The organism is Paracoccus haematequi (assembly GCF_900631945.1).
GTDB classification, from domain to species: Bacteria; Pseudomonadota; Alphaproteobacteria; order Rhodobacterales; family Rhodobacteraceae; genus Paracoccus; species Paracoccus haematequi_A.
The window spans coordinates 89,652-105,930 of sequence record NZ_UZWE01000028.1 but is presented as its reverse complement, the minus strand read 5'-3'; the positions used below and the strand labels follow the sequence as shown (position 1 = coordinate 105,930).

The following is a 16,279-nucleotide window of genomic DNA, read 5'->3' as shown; positions in this document are numbered from 1 at the left end:
CCTCCGTCGGTGTCGGGCACGGCCAAGGCCTATTCGCCCTTCGTCACCTGGCGATACATGACCGAGGCGACCGACCGGCCCGAGTTCCAGTTCTGGACGTTCTCGCGCAGGCCGGTGGGTTCGATCCGCTGGAACAACGGCACGATCGGCGCCTCGGCCTGATACTGCTTCTGGATGTCGATATACATCTGGGCGCGCTTTTCGGCATCCTGCTCCAGCGTCGCGGCCAGGGTGGCCTCGTTCATCGCCTGGGGCACGGCATAGGCATTGCGCCAGGCCAGCAGGCCGGTGGCCTTGGCCTCGTCGCTGTTGTCGGGGTTGAAGGCGAAGGTCGCGGCATTGGTGTTCGGGTCCGAATAATCCGGCCCCCATTCGCCGATGAAGACCGGCACCTCGCGTGCGCGATAGGCGTCCAGAACCTGCGCGCCGGTCATCTGCTGGATTTCCAGCGTCAGCCCGGCCTGGGCCATGGATGCCTGCAGTGCCTGCGCCACGTCGGTATATTCGCGCAGGTCGCGGACCTTGGTGACGATGGTCTTGCCCGACATGCCCGCATCGTCGATCAGTTTCTTGGCCTTCTCGACATCATAGGTCCAGGGATTGTCGTCCAGCGCGCCCAGATAGCCCGAGGGCAGGAAGGACTGGTGCGGAACGAACATGCCTTTCAGGAAGCTGCCCGCGATGCCGTCGTAATCGACCAGATGCTTCATCGCCTCGATCACGGCGGGGTTCGACAGCACGGGATCCTTCTGGTTCAGGCCCATATACAGGATCCGGCCGCGCGGCTCGTCCTGGATCTTGACGCCCTCGACGCTGGCGATGGAATCGACATCGGTGGGCGACAGGTTGCGGGCCACGTCGATGTCGCCCTGTTCCAGCAGCAGCCGCTGTGCGCTGCTTTCCTGGACGTTGCGCACGATCACCCGCTTCATCGTCGGCGCGCCCTGCCAGTATTCCTCGAACGCGGCAAGCTGCACGGCCTCGTTCGGGCGCCAGGCGGTCAGGGTATAGGGGCCGGATCCGGCGGCGTTGTTCGACAGCCAGGTATTGCCCAGATCGTCGCCCGCATTCGCCATGACGGTTTCCTTGTCGACCACGCTGGCGACATTCGCGGTCAGGCAGTTCAGCACGAAGGACGGCGCATAGGGCTTGTCCAGGTGCAGGGTCAGGCTGGTGTCGTCGAAGGTGATCTTGTCCTCGACATTGTCGGCGGTGAAGCCGAACTGCGTCAGGATGAAGGCGGGCGTCAGGTTCAGCTGGACCGCGCGTTGCAGCGACCAGGCGGCATCCTCGGCCCGGACCGGGTTGCCGGAATGGAACTTCACGCCCTCGCGCATTCGGAAGGTGATGGACATGCCGTCCTCGGACACTTCCCAGCTTTCGGCAAGGCTGGGCTTGAAGCCCGCCTCCATGTCCATCGGATCGAAATCGACCAGACGGTCATAGGTGTTCTGGTTCACGTCATTGCCCGAGAATTCGAAGCTTTGCGCCGGATCCAGGCTGATGATGTCGTCGATTGTATGGGCCACCACCAGCGTGTCGGCGGGCGTCTCGGCCCAGGCGGCGGGCGCGATTGCCAGGGCCGAGGCCAGCAGGATGGCGCGGGGGGTCAGCAGATGTCTCATGATGGTTCCCTGTTCTTGTCGTCCCCGCCTTGGACGCGGGTTTGCATGACGTGAAGGGTGGCCCAAGGCCGCGCGGCTGGCAAGCCTTCGATGATCACGCCTGCCGCAACGTCCGCTGGAACGCCGCCAGCCAGCGGCGGGCGTCGAAGCCGGGCGGGGGCGCGGCGGCGTAAAGCTGGCGGTCCAGGTCGGCCAGGATCGGCGGGGCGGGCTGGCGCCGCCAGTGCAGATGGGCGGCGGCGGCGGCGCGCAGAGCCGCCAGGTCGCGCCGTTCGGCGGCGAGGCGCATGGCCCGCCGGTGCGGACCGGGCAGCAGGCGGCGCAGACGCGCGGCCATCGCGTCCCAGGGCAGCAGCCCCCGGCCCCGCAGCATCAGGCCCAGCGCGGCCGCCATCCCCCCGCCGAGTGCCGACAAGGCCAGCGGCCAGTTGCGCCAGGCCACCTGGTCCGAGGCGCCGAAGTTCGATCCGAAGCCCGCGAAGCCGAAGGGAATGGGCTTCAGCGGCGCGACCTCGACATGGCGGTTGTCGGTGTCGAACCAGGAAAACGCCTCGGCGTGAAGGATGGCGGGCTCGCCGGTCCGGGGGCGCAACTGCCATTCCCAGACGACGCGCGCGACCGGCCCGGCCTCGGTCAGAACGGTCTCGCGGATCTCGGGCTGGCTGAACAGGATCAGCCAGGGTTCGGACAGGTCGGGCCGGGGCGGCAGCTGGTGGGCCAGCGTGCCCAACGCCTCGACCGTGACGCGGCGGGTCAGGATCTCGTCCTTTTTCAGGCGGCCGGGTTCGGCGGACAGCTCGTCCTTCACCGTCAACTGCCGCGCCGACAGCGGCGGGGCATCCGCCGGGAAGGGCTTTACCGACAGGGTGACCGGCGCGGCGGTCACGGTGGTTTCCGCGCGTCCGCCATCCGCCGTCACATAGGTCAGGGTGTGGCTGATCGGCCCGACCGTCACCGGGCCGTCGCGGCGCGGAAACAGCGCTATCTTGCGTTCGAAGATTTGCAGCAGTCGGCCCTGGACGCGTTCCTTGTGCCAGTCGTCCCGCGCCGTCTGGATCCAGTCGTAGTCGGGCGAATTCGGAAACTCCATCTTCTCGCGCGAGACGGTCAGGTCGTATTCGCCCCGGATCGTCAGTTCGACCATCTCGGACACGACGGGGTTGCCGTGGTCGTGCAGGATCATCAGCCGCGTGTCGCCCTGCGCCGAAGCGGCGCCCGCCGTCAGCAGCCAGGCCAGAAGGATGCGGATCACCATGGGTCGCCCTCTTGCGGGCGGATCAGGCCCAACGCGGCGCGGCGGTCGAATTCGGCGCGGATGCGCAGCTTGAGGAATTCGCCGGGATCGTCGGAAATGGTGTCCAGCCACTGGTCGGTCGCGGCAAGACCCCTGGCCTCGACCCGGCCCTCGCGCTGTTCCGGCCCTGCGGCGGTGGCCAGCAGCTCCGAGATCGGCTTCTGCCCCGCAGGCAGGCCGCCCGCGCCCTTGATGCGGCCCGGCACCACGGACTCGCCCCGGTGCGGCGGATACATCGCCGCGACCAGGTCTCGGTTGGCGCGGGCCTGTTCGTCGGCGGGATTGGCAAACAGCATCGCGTCGAAATAGGCCACCGACAGCGGATAATCCCCGACTGCCGCCAGCGACAGCCCCCGGTTATAGGTCTGCGACCGCCCCGCCCTGGCGAAGGCCGCGTCCGCCGCCGCGTAATCGCCCAGCCGATACAGCGCCACGCCCCGCGCCGCCGGGTCGGACAGCAGCCATGCCGCCGGGCGGTCCCATCCCGCATGCAGCGCCAGCCGCCCCATCGCGCCCGGTCCCGCGACGGCCAGCGCCGCGATCCCGGCCAGGGCGATCAGCGCGGGCCTCATTCCAGCCTCCGCAGCATGACCAGCAGCGGGGGCAGGGCCAGCATCGCCAGCCAGGGGCCAAGGTCGCGGTATTGCAGGGCTTGCAGGACCGGATCGCGGACCGATCCGCCGCTGCGGACCAGCCGCGCGGCCAGACGGTCCATGCGGTCCCAGTCCATCGCCTCGCCCCCGCGCACCAGCCGGTCCAACGCCTCGGGGGGGGCGGCGGGCGCTTCGGCGGCGCGCTCGGTCAGGCGCAGCGCCCACAGCCGGACGCCCTGCGCGGCCAGCCGGTCGGCCTCGGCCACGGCCTGCCTGTCGATGCCGCCGCCGTCCGAAATCAGCACCAGGTCGGCGCGCGGCAGACCGGCCAGCATCTGCGCGGCCATGCCGATGGCAGCGGCGGGGCGGCTGCCCCCGGCGGGCATGGTGTCGCCGTCCAGGACGCCGATCTGGGTCTGCAAGCTGCCCACGTCCAGGGTGGGCGCGGCCGCCGTGAACGCCTCGCCCGAGAACAGCAGAAGGCCCACGGGACGGCCCGACAGCGCCTGCGCCAGGCCCGCCGCCGCCAGCTTGGCCTGGTCCAGCCCCGGCCCCTGGGCGACGGATGGCGACAGATCCAGCGCCAGCACCACCGCATCGGCCTGGGCCAGCACCGGCGCATCGCTGCGCGGCACCGCCGGACCCGCCAGCCCGCAGATCAGCGCCGCCAGCGCCAGCGGCGCCAGCAGCCGCATCCACAAAGGCTGCCGCCCGCCCAGCGCGCCCAGCGCCTGCATCGCCCGCAGCATGTCGCGCCCCATCACCCGTTCCCAGCCGCCCGCATCGGGCGCGCGCGCCGCCCGCAGCAGGATCAGCCCCGCCAGCGGCAGCAGCGCCAGCAGCCACCAGGGCCGCAGCAGGATCAGCCCGTCCATCCGCGCCGCCCCCCTGCGATCAGCGCCAGGCACAGCGCCGCGACGGCGGCGGGCCAGACCCACAGCGGCTGCCACAGCCGCATCGGCGGCCGGGCCGAGGGGTTCGGCTCCAGCCGGTCCAGGCTTCGCGCCATGGCCTGCAAATCGGCGGCATCGCGGACGCGGAAGCTTTCGCCCTGCGAGACCTGGGCCACCGCCCGCAGCGTCGCCACGTCCACCGCATCGCGGGACTGCGGCTGGTTTTCCAGATCCTCGGGGCCGAGGGCGATCGAATGGACCCGGATGCCGTGGTCATGGGCCAGCCGCGCGGCCTCGACCGCAGGCACGGTGCCGGACGTGTCCACCCCGTCCGACAGCAGCACGATCACCCGCGTCGGCGCATCGCTGCGCGCCAGCCGCTTGGCGGCCAGCCCCAGCCCGTCGGAAATCGCGGTGCCGCGCCCGGAAATGCCGATCTGCGCCTCGTCTATGGCGCGGGCCACGGCGTCCACGTCGAAAGTCAGGGGGGCCGCGAAATAGGCGCGCTCGCCAAAGATCACCAGTCCGATCCGGTCGCCCCGCCGCGCCGCCACGAAGGCCGAGGCGGTGCGCTTGACCGCGTCCAGCCGCGTGACCGGCTGGCCGTCCAGGAAGAAATCCGTCTTCAACATGCTGCCCGACAGGTCGATGACCAGAACGATGTCGCGGCCCGATGCCGGGATCACGTCGCTGGCGACCTCGATCCGGGGTCCGGCCAGGGCCAGGACCAGGGCGATCCAGGCCAGCCCCGCCAACCATGGCGCGCGCATCCGCCCGCCCGCCGGACGGGCCGCTTGCAGAAGATGGGCGGGCACCGCCAGCGCGGGACGGGGCACGGCCAAGGGCGGCAGCAGGCGCCGCAGGATCAGCGGCAGCGGCAGCAACGCCAGCAGCCAGGGCCAGGCGAGGCTCACCTGCGGCCCCGGCGCAGGGCGATGCGTTCCAGCGTCGCGTCGTCGGGGGCGGGCGCCGCGCCATAGGCGGCGGGGCGCAGCGGGTCGGGCAGCCGCCCCAGGATCCGGGCGATGGCCAGGATGCGGTCCTGCGGCGGCTGGCCGCGCGTGGCCCGGATCAGCGCGCGCCGCGACGGCCTGCGCGCCAGCAGCGGGCGCAGCAGCAGCGCAACGGCCAGCCCTGCCAGCAGCCCGATCCCCGCCAGCGCCAGCATCTCTCGCCAGCCCAGCGCCGCCATGTCCAGGGGCAGGCGGGGCGGCGACAGCCGGGCCAGCAGTTCGTCGCGGGTCATGGCGCGATCTCGGCCACGGTGGCACCCAGGGCGCGCAGGCGCGTCACTTCGGCGGACAGGTCGGGGGCGGCCAGGCGGGCGAGGCGGCTGTGCTGTCCGTCGCTGACCGCCAGCGGACCCAAGGGCGGGCGGATTTCCGCGTCGTCCAGCATCAGCGCCAGCGTGACCGACCGGCGCCGGGCCAGCGCCGCCAGGGCCGGTTCGGCGCCCTCCAACCCGTCCAAGCAGGTCGCGACCAGCACCCGCCCGCCCGAGGGCGACAGGCGCATGGCGCGGGCCAGGGCCTCGGACAGGGGCGCATGGCCGGGGGCGGCCAGGGCCTGATCGTGCTGGCGCGCAAGGGCGTGGCAGACAGCGGCCATCTGCCCGTCACCGCCCGATCCGCGCAGTTCCGCCAGCCGCGTTCCCGCCATCAGCGCCGCCACCGACCCGCCGCGCAGCGCGACGGTCCAGCCCGCCTGCGCCAGATGCCGGGCGGCGCGGACCGAGCGCAGCGCCGCGCCCGTGCCCCACAGCATCGGCGCGCGGAAATCGGCCAGTAGCAGGACGGTGTCGTCGCGATCCTCGTGCAGGCTGCGGATATGCGGATGGCCGGTGCGCGCGGTCGCCGCCGGATCCAGCCGCCGGGGATCGTCGCCCGCGACATAGGCGCGGATTTCGCGCAGATCCATGCCGGCGCCCGGCATCCGCGCGGGAACCGCCCCGGCCCGGCGCGTCAGGGGCCGATGCTTGCCCCGGCCGGTCGCCTGATCGCGCAAGGCCAGCAGTTCGGCGGCGGTCAGCCGGATGCCCGGAGCGTCGGGGAAGCCCGCAGGCAGGGCTACCACGGGCGGACCTCGCGCAGGATGTCGGCAACCAGGCTGCGGCTGGTGCGGCCTTCGCCGGTGGCCGACCAGGCGGGGATCAGGCGGTGGGACAGGGCGTCGGCGGCCAGGGCCTCGGCATCCTCGGGCAGGCCGTGGTCGCGGCCGTGCAGCCAGGCCCGCGCCCGGACCCCGGCCGCCAGCGCCAGCGTGCCGCGCGGCGAGACCGGATGTTCCACCCATTCCGCCACCGCCCCGCCCGGCCGGGTCGCCATGACCAGCCGGACGATGAAATCCTTGAGCGCGGGGGCAAGATGGATCCGCGCCACCTCGGCCCGCGCCTGGGCCAGATCAGCGGCCGCGATCATCGTGCCGCGCGCAGCGATGGGGGCGACCGCCTCGGCCTCGACCAGATCCAGGATGGCGCGCTCTGCCTCGGCCCCCGGCAGGTCCAGGCGCAGGTGCAGCAGGAAGCGGTCCAACTGCGCCTCGGGCAGCGGGAACGTGCCTTCGTGTTCGATGGGGTTCTGGGTCGCCACCACCATGAAGGGATCGGGCAAGGGCCGCGTGGTGCCGCCCGAGGTCACCTGCCCTTCGGCCATGGCCTCCAGCAGGGCGGATTGCACCTTGGGGGGCGCGCGGTTGATTTCGTCCACCAGGACGAGGCTGTGGAAGATCGGGCCGGGGATGAAGTCGAAGCCGCCGGTTTCCGGCCGGAACACCTGCGTGCCGGTCAGATCCGAGGGCAGCAGGTCGGGCGTGCACTGGATTCGCGCATGACTGCCGGGCAGATGCGCGGCAAGCGCCTTGACGGCGCGGGTCTTGGCGATGCCGGGCGGGCCCTCGATCAGGACATGGCCCCCGGCCAGCAGCGCGATCAGCAGCCGTTCAACCAGGACGGCATGGCCGATCAGCGTGGCGCCGATCTCGGCCCCCAGTCGCCGGACGGCATGGGATTGTTCGGACAGGTCGTCCATCGCTTCCTCCCTCGCGCTGGAACGGGACCAGACTGCCGCCGCAAACGACTGAAATCCAGCCGAAAAGGGGGAATTTACCTGCCACTTTGGTCTGAAATCCCGCCCCCCGCGGGATGATCCCGCACAAAGGCCCGTCAGCGGCGCAGCACGCGCAGGGTCAGAAATGCCAGCAGGCCCGCCATCGCGAACCAGGTCAGCGCGTAGGACAGGTGGTTGTTGCGAAAGGCGATCACCGTCATTCCGCCCACCGGCTGCTGCCCCCCGCCCGCTCGGTCGGCGTCGATGAAATAGGGTGCGGCCCGCGGCAGGCCCAGCGTGGCGGCGATGGCCTGGGTGTCTCGGGAATACCAGCGGCCCGCCCGAGGATCGTTGGCGCGCAGGAAGGCCCCGCCCGGCTGGGACAGCCGCAACAGACCCGTCACGGTCTGCGCACCCGCAGGCAGGGGCCGGTCGTCGCGGCGGTCGGCGGCGACGAAGCCCCGGTTGACCAGCACGGTCCAGCCATCCTGGGTCCGCAGCGGCGTCATCACCCAGAAGCCCGGCCCGCGTTCGGTCACCGCCTGCACCAGCACGTCGCTGTCGGGACGATAATCCCCCGCCACCGTGACGCGGCGGTATTCGGCGTTCTCCTCGGTCAGCGCATCCCATTCGGCAGGACCGGGCGCGGCCACCGGGGCCGCCGCCACCCGCGCGTCCACGCGGGCGATCAGGTCGGTCTTCCAGGCCAGCCGCTGGACCTGCCAGACGCCGAGTCCCAGCAGGATCACGAACACGATCCCCGCGGCGACCAGAACCGCGACGGGGCGGCGGCGGGCGGTCACGACCCCAGGCCCAGCGCCTCGTGATCCATCTGCGGCATCATGTTGGTGTTCATGTGATACATGACCCACAGCGACCCGGCCAGGACGATGACCAGGATCACCACGGTGAAGATCAGCGCCATCATGGTCCAGCCTTCGTCGCTGCGGGTGTTCATGTGCAGGAAGTAGACCATGTGGACGATGATCTGCACGAAGGCCAGCCCGACCACCACGGCGGCGGTCAGCAGCCGGCTTTCGAAGCCGCCGCCCATCACCAGCGCGAAGGGGATCGCCGTCAGGACCACCGACAGGACGAAGCCGGTCAGATAGGACCGGACGCTGCCGTGGTCGTGGCCGTCATCATGGCGATCGCCATGCGAATCCGCGCGGCGGTCGGCGCGGTGCTTGTCGCCCTGGGCCTCAATCGAACTCATCAGATCATCCCCAGCAGATAGACGAAGGTGAAGACGCCGATCCAGATCACGTCCAGGAAGTGCCAGAACATCGACAGGCAGGACAGGCGGCGGCGGTTGGCGTCGATCAGCCCCCGCTGGCCGACCTGGATCATCAGCGTGACCAGCCAGAGGCACCCAAAGGCGACATGCAGCCCGTGGGTGCCCACCAACGCGAAGAAGGCCGACAGGAAGGCCGACCGCTGCGGCCCGGCGCCCAGGTGGATCAGGTGGTGGAATTCGTAAAGCTCGACCGCCAGGAAGGCCAGGCCGAAGACCAGCGTCACCCCCAGCCAGCCCAGCGTGCCGCCCTTGCGGCCCTTGACCATGGCCAGCATAGCGAAGCCGTAGGTGATCGAGGACAGCAGCAGGAAGGCGGTGTTCAGCGCCACCAGTTCCAGGTCGAACAGATCCTTCGGCCCCGGCCCGGCGGCATAGCTGCTGCCCAGCACGCCGAAGACCGCGAAGAGAACCGCGAACATCAGGCAGTCGCTCATCAGGTAGACCCAGAAGCCGATGCCGGTCGAGGCGCCCTCGTGATGGTGGTGCGGCTCGACCTCCCAGAAATCGCCGGGGGGATGTTGGGAAACGGTGCTCATGGATCAGGCCCCCACGCTTGCCAGCTGGCGGTCGCGCGCGTCTTCGGTCTCGCGCACCTCCTCGGCCGGGATGTGATAATCGCGCGCATAGTTGAAGGTATGGACGATGGACGCGATCACCACGCCCGCGAAGGACAGCGCCGCAAGCCACCAGATATACCAGACCAGCGCGAAGCCGCAGACGGTGGCCAGACCGGCGATGATGACCCCTGCCCCGGTGTTCTTCGGCATGTGGATCGGCACATAGGTCGCGCGAGGGCGGGTCTGACCGAAGCGCTTCATGTCCCACCAGGCGTCCAGCCCATGGCTGACCGGCGTGAAGGCAAAGTTATAGGCGGGCGGCGGAGAGGAGGTCGCCCATTCCAGCGTACGCCCGTCCCAGGGATCGCCCGTTTCGTCCCGCAGCGCGTCGCGGTTCCTGATGGACACGCCGAACTGGATGAACATCGCGGCGATGCCGATGGCGATCAGCACGGCGCCGAAGGCGGCGATGCCGAACCAGATTTGCAAGCTGGGGTCGTCGAAGACCCGCACCCGGCGCGTCACGCCCATCAGGCCCAGGATATACAGCGGCGCGAAGGCGACCCAGAAGCCCACCACCCAGAACCAGAAGCTGACCTTGCCCCAGAACGGATCCAGCCGGAAACCGAAGGCCTTGGGCCACCAGTAATAAACCGCCGCGAACAGGCCGAACAGCACGCCGCCGATGATGACGTTGTGGAAATGCGCCACCAGGAACAAGGAATTGTGCAGCACGAAGTCGGCGGGCGGCACGGCCAGCAGAACGCCCGTCATGCCGCCGATCACGAAGGTCAGCATGAAGGCGATGGTCCACATCATCGGCAGCTCGAACCGGATGCGGCTGCGATACATGGTGAACAGCCAGTTGAAAATCTTGGCCCCCGTGGGAACCGAGATGATCATGGTGGTGATCCCGAAGAACGAATTGACGGACGCCCCAGACCCCATCGTGAAGAAGTGGTGCAGCCAGACCAGATAGGACAGGATGGTGATGCAGACCGTCGCATAGACCATCGAGGTGTATCCGAACAGCCGCTTGCCGGTGAAGGTCGCCACGACCTCGGAATAGACCCCGAACAGCGGCAGGATCAGGATATAGACCTCGGGGTGGCCCCAGATCCAGATCAGGTTCACATACATCATGGCGTTGCCGCCAAGATCGTTGGTGAAGAAGTTGGTGCCGACGTAACGGTCCAGCGACAGCAATACCAGCGTCGCCGTCAGCACCGGGAAGGAGGCCACGATCAGGATGTTCGTGCACAGCGCCGTCCAGGTGAAGATCGGCATCCGCATCATGGTCATGCCGGGCGCGCGCATCTTGATGATCGTCACCAGCAGGTTGATGCCCGACAGCGTGGTCCCGACCCCGGCGACCTGAAGGCCCCAGATGTAGTAATCGACGCCCACATAGGGGCTGTAGCCGATGCCCGACAGCGGCGGGAAGGCCAGCCAGCCGGTTTGCGCGAATTCCCCCACGAACAGCGACATCATCACCAGCACCGCGCCGCCGACCGTCATCCAGAAGCTGAAGTTGTTCAGGAACGGGAACGACACGTCCCGCGCGCCGATCTGCAAGGGCACGACGAAGTTCATCAGGCCGGTGACGAAGGGCATCGCCACGAAGAAGATCATGATGACGCCATGCGCCGAGAAGATCTGGTCGTAGTGATGGGCGTTCAGATAGCCCTCGGATCCGTTGAAGGCCAGAACCTGTTGCAGCCGCATCATGATCGCGTCGGCGAAGCCGCGCACGAACATCACCAAGGCCAGCACGACATACATGATGCCGATCTTCTTGTGATCGACCGAGGTGAACCATTCGTGCCACAGATAGCCCAGCAGCCGGTGCTTGATCAGCATCCACATCAGCCAGGCGCCGCCGATGGCGACGACGACGCCAGTCACCCAGACGATCGGATCGGCCGGAATCGCGTGCCAGTCCAGCCGGCCCAGAAGGAAGGTGGTGGGAATGTCGGAAGGGATCGCCATCGTAACGCCTCTAGAGGTTCTGCTCGGCGCCGACCTGCGGCACGGATTGGGTCAGTCGGTTCGGAATCAGGCCCAGGCCCAAAATGCCCTGGGGCGCATCCAGACCCCGCCCGCGCAGGGGCGACGGGTCGCGCGGCTGAGGGGCGGCGGGGGCGCTTGCCAGCATCCGGTCCAGTTCCTCGACCGTGCAGATGCCGCTGACCTGGAAGGGCGGCAGGCCCAGCACCGGGCGGGGCGTGCCGCGCCCCGGATCGGACAGCGCCGCGACATTGGCGATGCCCGGCAGGCCAAGCCCGCCCTGGGCGTCCAGGGCCATCATCTCGGCCATGCACATGCGGCCTTCCTCGACGCACATGTTCACGACGCGGCTGAACAGTTGCGGATCGACCTGGGCGAAGGTCATGGGCGGCACGTTCTCGCTGGGCTTTTCCAGATTCAGATAGCGGGCGCGGTCCAGGGCCTCGCCACCGGCCTGGGCCTGCGCGACCCAGGCGTCGAAGCCCGCGTCGTCCAGCGCACGGGCCTTGAACCGCATCCCCGAAAAACCGTGGCCGGAATAATGCGAGGCAAGACCCTGGTATTCGCCCGCCTCGTTGAAGACGCCGTGCAGCGTGGTCTGCATCCCCGGCATGGCATAGATCATCCCCGCCATCGCCGGGATGTAGAAGGCGTTCATGACCGAGGTCGAGGTCAGCGTGAATTCCACCGGACGGTCGACCGGCACGGCCAGTTCGTTGACCGCCGCCACGCCCTGTTCGGGATAGATGAACAGCCATTTCCAGTCCATCGCCACCACCTGCACCTGCAACGGCTGCCGGTTGTCGACCGGCGTTTCCGCGCTGATCCGGTCCAGCGGGCGATAGGGATCCAGCAGATGCGTGCCGACCCAGGTCAGCGCGCCCAGGCAGACGATGATCAGCAGCGGGATCGCCCAGATCACCAGTTCCAGCTTGGTCGAATGGTCCCAGTCGGGATTGTAGGTCGCCTTGCGGTTCGACGCGCGATAGCGCCAGGCGAACCACACCGTCAGCGCCATGACCGGCACGATGATGATCAGCATCAGAAGCGTCGATTGCACCAGCAGATGCGCCTGCCGGGCGGCGATGTCGCCCGACGGCCGCAGCACCACGGCCTCGCACCCGGCCAGCGGCAGAAGGGGCGAAAGCCAGCAAAGACGTTTGAAAGGATGTGTCATGTCGGTGATGACCCCGTTTGGCCGCGAATCGCTTCGGCTGTTCGGACGGCGACGCTGATTTAGGCGGTTCGATTATCCGCCATGACTTAAGTCAAACATAAGACAATTTGTCGCGTGTCCATTTCGGGCATTCTGTAAGATGCAGTCCGGGCCAAGCGAATCCCGATGGATGTCGCCTGCCTTGCCTTCATGCCGTCTGGCGCAACCCGAGGTGGTTCATGCAATGGTGACATCGACCGCAACCCCGTCCCGTCATGGTCCCGGCAACGACGCCGACCAGATCCACGTCTCGCCCTCGGACATCGCGGTGGGCGTGGTGATCGGGCGCACGTCGGAATTCTTCGACTTCTTCGTCTTCGCCATCGCCGCGGTCATCGTCTTTCCGGCCCGGCTGTTTCCCTTTGCGGACCCGCTGACCGGGACGCTGCTGTCCTTCGGGCTGGTGCTGCTGGCCTTCGTCGCGCGGCCCGTCGGCACGGCGATCTTCATGTATGTCGACCGCAAGCAGGGGCGCGTGGCCAAGCTGACGCTGGCGCTGTTCCTGCTGGGCACGTCCACCGTGGCGATGGGGCTGGTGCCGTCCTATGCGGTGATGGGCGAATGGGCGATCGTGGTGATGGCGGTCCTGCGCATCGGCCAGGGCCTGGCCATCGGCGGCAGCTGGGACGGCCTGGCATCCCTGCTGGCGCTGAGCGCGCCGGAACGGAAGCGCGGCTTCTACGCCATGGTTCCGCAGCTTGGCGCGCCCATCGGGCTGATCGTCGCGGCGCTGCTGTTTTCCTTCCTGGTCTCGAACATGTCGGAACAGGACTTCCTGGACTGGGGCTGGCGCTATCCGTTCTTCGTGGCCTTCTCGGTCAACGTGGTGGCGCTGTTCGCGCGCCTGCGCATCATCGCCTCGCCCGAGTTCCAGGAGGCGTTCGAGACCCGCGAGTTGCAGCCCACCCGGATCCGCCAGACCTTCCGCAGCGACTGGCGCGCGATCTGGCTGGCCTCGTTCGTGCCGCTGGCCAGCTTCGCGATGTTCCACATGGTGACCGTGTTCCCGCTGTCCTGGGTGTATCTCTATACCGGCGAGACGCTGACCTTCTTCCTGAACCTCACGGCGGTCAGCGCGGCCTTCGGCCTGGGATCGATTCTGCTGTCGGGCTGGCTGTCGGATCGGTTCGGCCGCCGCCGCGTGCTGATATGGGGCGCGGTCGCCATCGGCGTCTTCAGCCTGATGGCGCCGCTGCTGCTGCAAGGCGGCAAGACCGGGGAATCGGTCTATATGATCGCGGGCTTCCTGATCCTGGGCATCAGCTTCGGCCAGTCCTCGGGCGCGCTGGCGTCGATGTTCAACAGCCGCAACCGCTATACCGATTCCGCCTTCGCCTCGGCCCTGGGCTGGCTGTTCGGGGCGGGCCTTGCGCCGCTGACCGCGCTGTTCCTGTCGACCACGCTGGGGCTGTTCGCGGCGGGCCTGTACCTGCTGTCGGGCGCGGTCGCCACGGTGGTGGCGCTGTGGCTGGTCCGGCAGCTGGAGTTCCAGAAGCAGGGCTGATCCCGCCCTGCCCCCAAGAAGAACCGCCGGAGCCGTCGCCCCGGCGGTTTTCCGTCATCAGCCGCGCCGCAGCGCCTTGGCCTGCCTGCGCCGGGCGTGCAGCGCCGGTTCGGTATAGCCCGAGGGCTGCGTGGTCCCGGTCAGCACCAGGTCGCGGGCGGCCTGGAAGGCCGGGCCATCGAAGCCGGGCGCCATCGGGGTATAGCCGGGATCGCCCGCGTTCTGCGCATCGACCTTCAGCGCCATGCGGCGCAGCGCGTCCTCGACCTGATCGCGGCCGACCAGCCCCTGTTCCAGCCAGTTCGCCAGCAGTTGCGCGCTGATGCGGCAGGTGGCGCGATCCTCCATCAGCGGCACGTCGTCGATGTCGGGCACCTTCGAACAGCCGACGCCCTGGTCCACCCAGCGGACGACATAGCCCAGGATCCCCTGCGCGCTGTTGTCCAGTTCGCGCAGGATGTCGTCCTGCGGGATCGGCGTGTCGCCGACCAGGGCCGGGGTCAGCAGGGCGTCCAGGCCGGGGACCGGCTGGCCCGCCAGTTCGTCCTGGCGCGCGGCGACATCGACGGCGTGGTAATGCAGCGCGTGCAGGGTCGCGGCCGTGGGGCTGGGCACCCAGGCGGTACTGGCGCCCGCCTGCGGATGGGCGATCTTGGTCTCCAGCATCTCGGCCAGGGCGTCGGGTTTGGCCCACATGCCCTTGCCGATCTGCGCGCGCCCGCGCAGCCCGGCGTTCAGTCCGATCAGGACGTTGCGGTCCTCGTATGCTTTCAGCCAGCCCGACTTGCGCGTGGCGTCCCGCCCGGCGAAGGCCCCCGCCTGCATCGAGGTATGGATCTCGTCCCCCGTGCGGTCCAGGAAACCCGTGTTGATGAAGAACAGCCGGTTGCGCAGCGCCTGGATACAGGCGGCAAGGTTGGCGCTTGTGCGGCGCTCCTCGTCCATCAGGCCCAGCTTGACGGTGTTTGCGGGCAGGCCCAGGATTTCCTCGACGCGGGTGAAGGTCCGGTCGGCGAACGCAGCCTCGTCCGGGCCGTGCATCTTGGGCTTGACGACATAGATGGCGCCGACGCGGCTGTTGCGGGGGCCGTCGGTCTTGCGCAGATCATGGATCGCGCAGGCCACGGTGACCATGGCGTCCATCAGCCCCTCGGGCGTGTCCTGGCCGTTCAGGCGCACCGCGTCGGTGGTCATCAGCAGGCCCACATTGCGCACCAGCAGCAGCGCCCGGCCCGGCAGGGTGACGGCGCTGCCGTCGGGGCGCGTGACCATACGGTCGGCGGCCAGACGGCGGGTCATCGTCTTGCCGTTCTTTTCGAAGCTGTCGGTCAGATCGCCCTTCATCAGCCCCAGCCAGTTGGCATAGACGCCGACCTTGTCCTCGGCATCGACGGCCGCCACGCTGTCCTCGCAATCCTGGATGGCCGACAGCGCGGCTTCCACCACCACATCGCGCAGGCCCGAGGGCGAGGCCGCGCCGATGGGATGGTCGGGGTTGACGACCAGTTCGACATGCAGCCCGTTATGGCGCAGGACAAAGCCCGTGTCCTTGCCCGCGACATGCGTTCCGACAAAGGCGGTGGGATCGCGCAGCGCCGCCTCGTCCCCGCCGAGGATCGCCTTCAGACCGTCGGCATCGGCGCGATAGCCCGACACCTCGGCATGGCTGCCCGTGGTCAGGGGGAAGGTTTCGTCCAGGAACCGCGCGGCACGGGCCACCACGGCGTCGCGGCGCGCGGGGTCCAGGGGGCCGGGCGCGGGGGGCGGTCCCAGCACATCGGATCCATACAGCGCGTCATACAGGGATCCCCAGCGGGCATTGGCGGCGTTCAGCGCGAAACGGGCATTGCTGACCGGGACCACCAGTTGCGGGCCTGCGACCTGGGCGATTTCCGGGTCGATCCGGCCGTTTTCGATGGCGAAGGGCGCAGGCTCGGGCACCAGATAGCCGATCTCGGTCAGGAAGGCGCGATAGGCCGCCACATCCCAGGGCTGGTTGCCGCGCGCCTTGTGCCAGGCGTCGATCCGGCCCTGCAATTCGGCGCGGCGATCCAGCAGCGCCCGGTTTTCGGGCGCAAACTCGGCCAGCAGATCCGCATAGCCTGACCAGAAGCGGTCCGCGTCCACCCCGGTGCCGGGAAGAACGCGGTTTTCCACGAAATCCGCAAGCTCGGTGGCCACGTCCAGGCCATGCCTTTGGGTATAGGGGGTCACGCTCATCTGGATCATCTCCTTGGGTCGGGCAACGG

General features: G+C 69.0%; 15 protein-coding genes. 1 reads left to right on the top strand and 14 read right to left on the bottom strand.

From position 1 onward, the window contains the following. Positions 1-29 precede the first annotated feature (29 nt). From PARHAE_RS08580 to cyoA, 13 genes are all read right to left on the bottom strand, one after another. Positions 30-1,625: an ABC transporter substrate-binding protein gene (locus PARHAE_RS08580; RefSeq protein ID WP_126154190.1), complete on the bottom strand. Its 1,596-nt coding sequence runs from the start codon at positions 1,623-1,625 to the stop codon at positions 30-32. A 94-nt stretch (positions 1,626-1,719) separates the two neighbouring features. Next, complete coding sequence (locus PARHAE_RS08575) at positions 1,720-2,880, bottom strand: BatD family protein (RefSeq protein ID WP_126154189.1); 1,161 nt, start codon at positions 2,878-2,880, stop codon at positions 1,720-1,722. Beyond that, a complete protein-coding gene (locus PARHAE_RS08570; protein ID WP_126154188.1) occupies positions 2,874-3,491 on the bottom strand; it encodes a hypothetical protein in 618 nt (205 codons plus the stop codon). Before PARHAE_RS08570 ends, PARHAE_RS08575 begins: the two co-directional genes overlap by 7 nt. Next, complete coding sequence (locus tag PARHAE_RS21870) at positions 3,488-4,387, bottom strand: VWA domain-containing protein (protein ID WP_126154187.1); 900 nt, start codon at positions 4,385-4,387, stop codon at positions 3,488-3,490. The genes PARHAE_RS08570 and PARHAE_RS21870 overlap by 4 nt, the downstream gene beginning before the upstream one ends. Next, entirely contained in the window at positions 4,375-5,319 is a 945-nt protein-coding gene (locus tag PARHAE_RS08560; RefSeq protein ID WP_126154186.1) for a VWA domain-containing protein, read from the bottom strand. The genes PARHAE_RS21870 and PARHAE_RS08560 overlap by 13 nt, the downstream gene beginning before the upstream one ends. Further along, entirely contained in the window at positions 5,316-5,651 is a 336-nt protein-coding gene (locus PARHAE_RS08555) for a hypothetical protein (RefSeq protein ID WP_126154185.1), read from the bottom strand. The genes PARHAE_RS08560 and PARHAE_RS08555 overlap by 4 nt, the downstream gene beginning before the upstream one ends. Beyond that, a complete protein-coding gene (locus PARHAE_RS08550; protein ID WP_241232732.1) occupies positions 5,648-6,478 on the bottom strand; it encodes a DUF58 domain-containing protein in 831 nt (276 codons plus the stop codon). Before PARHAE_RS08550 ends, PARHAE_RS08555 begins: the two co-directional genes overlap by 4 nt. Next, complete coding sequence (locus tag PARHAE_RS08545) at positions 6,472-7,431, bottom strand: AAA family ATPase (protein WP_206436899.1); 960 nt, start codon at positions 7,429-7,431, stop codon at positions 6,472-6,474. Before PARHAE_RS08545 ends, PARHAE_RS08550 begins: the two co-directional genes overlap by 7 nt. A gap of 134 nt (positions 7,432-7,565) precedes the next feature. Further along, on the bottom strand, positions 7,566-8,252 hold the full coding sequence (locus PARHAE_RS08540; RefSeq protein WP_126154184.1) for an SURF1 family protein: 687 nt from the start codon (positions 8,250-8,252) through the stop codon (positions 7,566-7,568). Continuing rightward, positions 8,249-8,665, bottom strand: a complete 417-nt coding sequence (cyoD, locus tag PARHAE_RS08535; protein ID WP_126154183.1) for a cytochrome o ubiquinol oxidase subunit IV — start codon at positions 8,663-8,665, stop codon at positions 8,249-8,251. Before cyoD ends, PARHAE_RS08540 begins: the two co-directional genes overlap by 4 nt. Continuing rightward, positions 8,665-9,282 (bottom strand): cytochrome o ubiquinol oxidase subunit III, encoded by a 618-nt coding sequence (gene cyoC / locus PARHAE_RS08530; protein ID WP_126154182.1) that lies wholly within the window; start codon positions 9,280-9,282, stop codon positions 8,665-8,667. Before cyoC ends, cyoD begins: the two co-directional genes overlap by 1 nt. A 3-nt stretch (positions 9,283-9,285) precedes the next feature. Continuing rightward, positions 9,286-11,292 carry a cytochrome o ubiquinol oxidase subunit I gene (gene cyoB / locus PARHAE_RS08525; protein ID WP_126154181.1) on the bottom strand — a complete coding sequence of 669 codons (2,007 nt, stop codon included), beginning with the start codon at positions 11,290-11,292 and terminating at the stop codon, positions 9,286-9,288. A 10-nt stretch (positions 11,293-11,302) separates the two neighbouring features. Continuing rightward, positions 11,303-12,487: a ubiquinol oxidase subunit II gene (gene cyoA / locus PARHAE_RS08520; protein ID WP_126154180.1), complete on the bottom strand. Its 1,185-nt coding sequence runs from the start codon at positions 12,485-12,487 to the stop codon at positions 11,303-11,305. A gap of 223 nt (positions 12,488-12,710) precedes the next feature. Between cyoA and PARHAE_RS08515 the strand changes: the two genes are divergently transcribed. After that, positions 12,711-14,030: an MFS transporter gene (locus PARHAE_RS08515; RefSeq protein WP_126154179.1), complete on the top strand. Its 1,320-nt coding sequence runs from the start codon at positions 12,711-12,713 to the stop codon at positions 14,028-14,030. 57 nt (positions 14,031-14,087) lie between these two features. Here PARHAE_RS08515 and PARHAE_RS08510 read toward each other — a convergent pair whose 3' ends face one another. After that, a complete protein-coding gene (locus PARHAE_RS08510; RefSeq protein ID WP_126154220.1) occupies positions 14,088-16,244 on the bottom strand; it encodes a malate synthase G in 2,157 nt (718 codons plus the stop codon). Positions 16,245-16,279 lie beyond the last annotated feature (35 nt).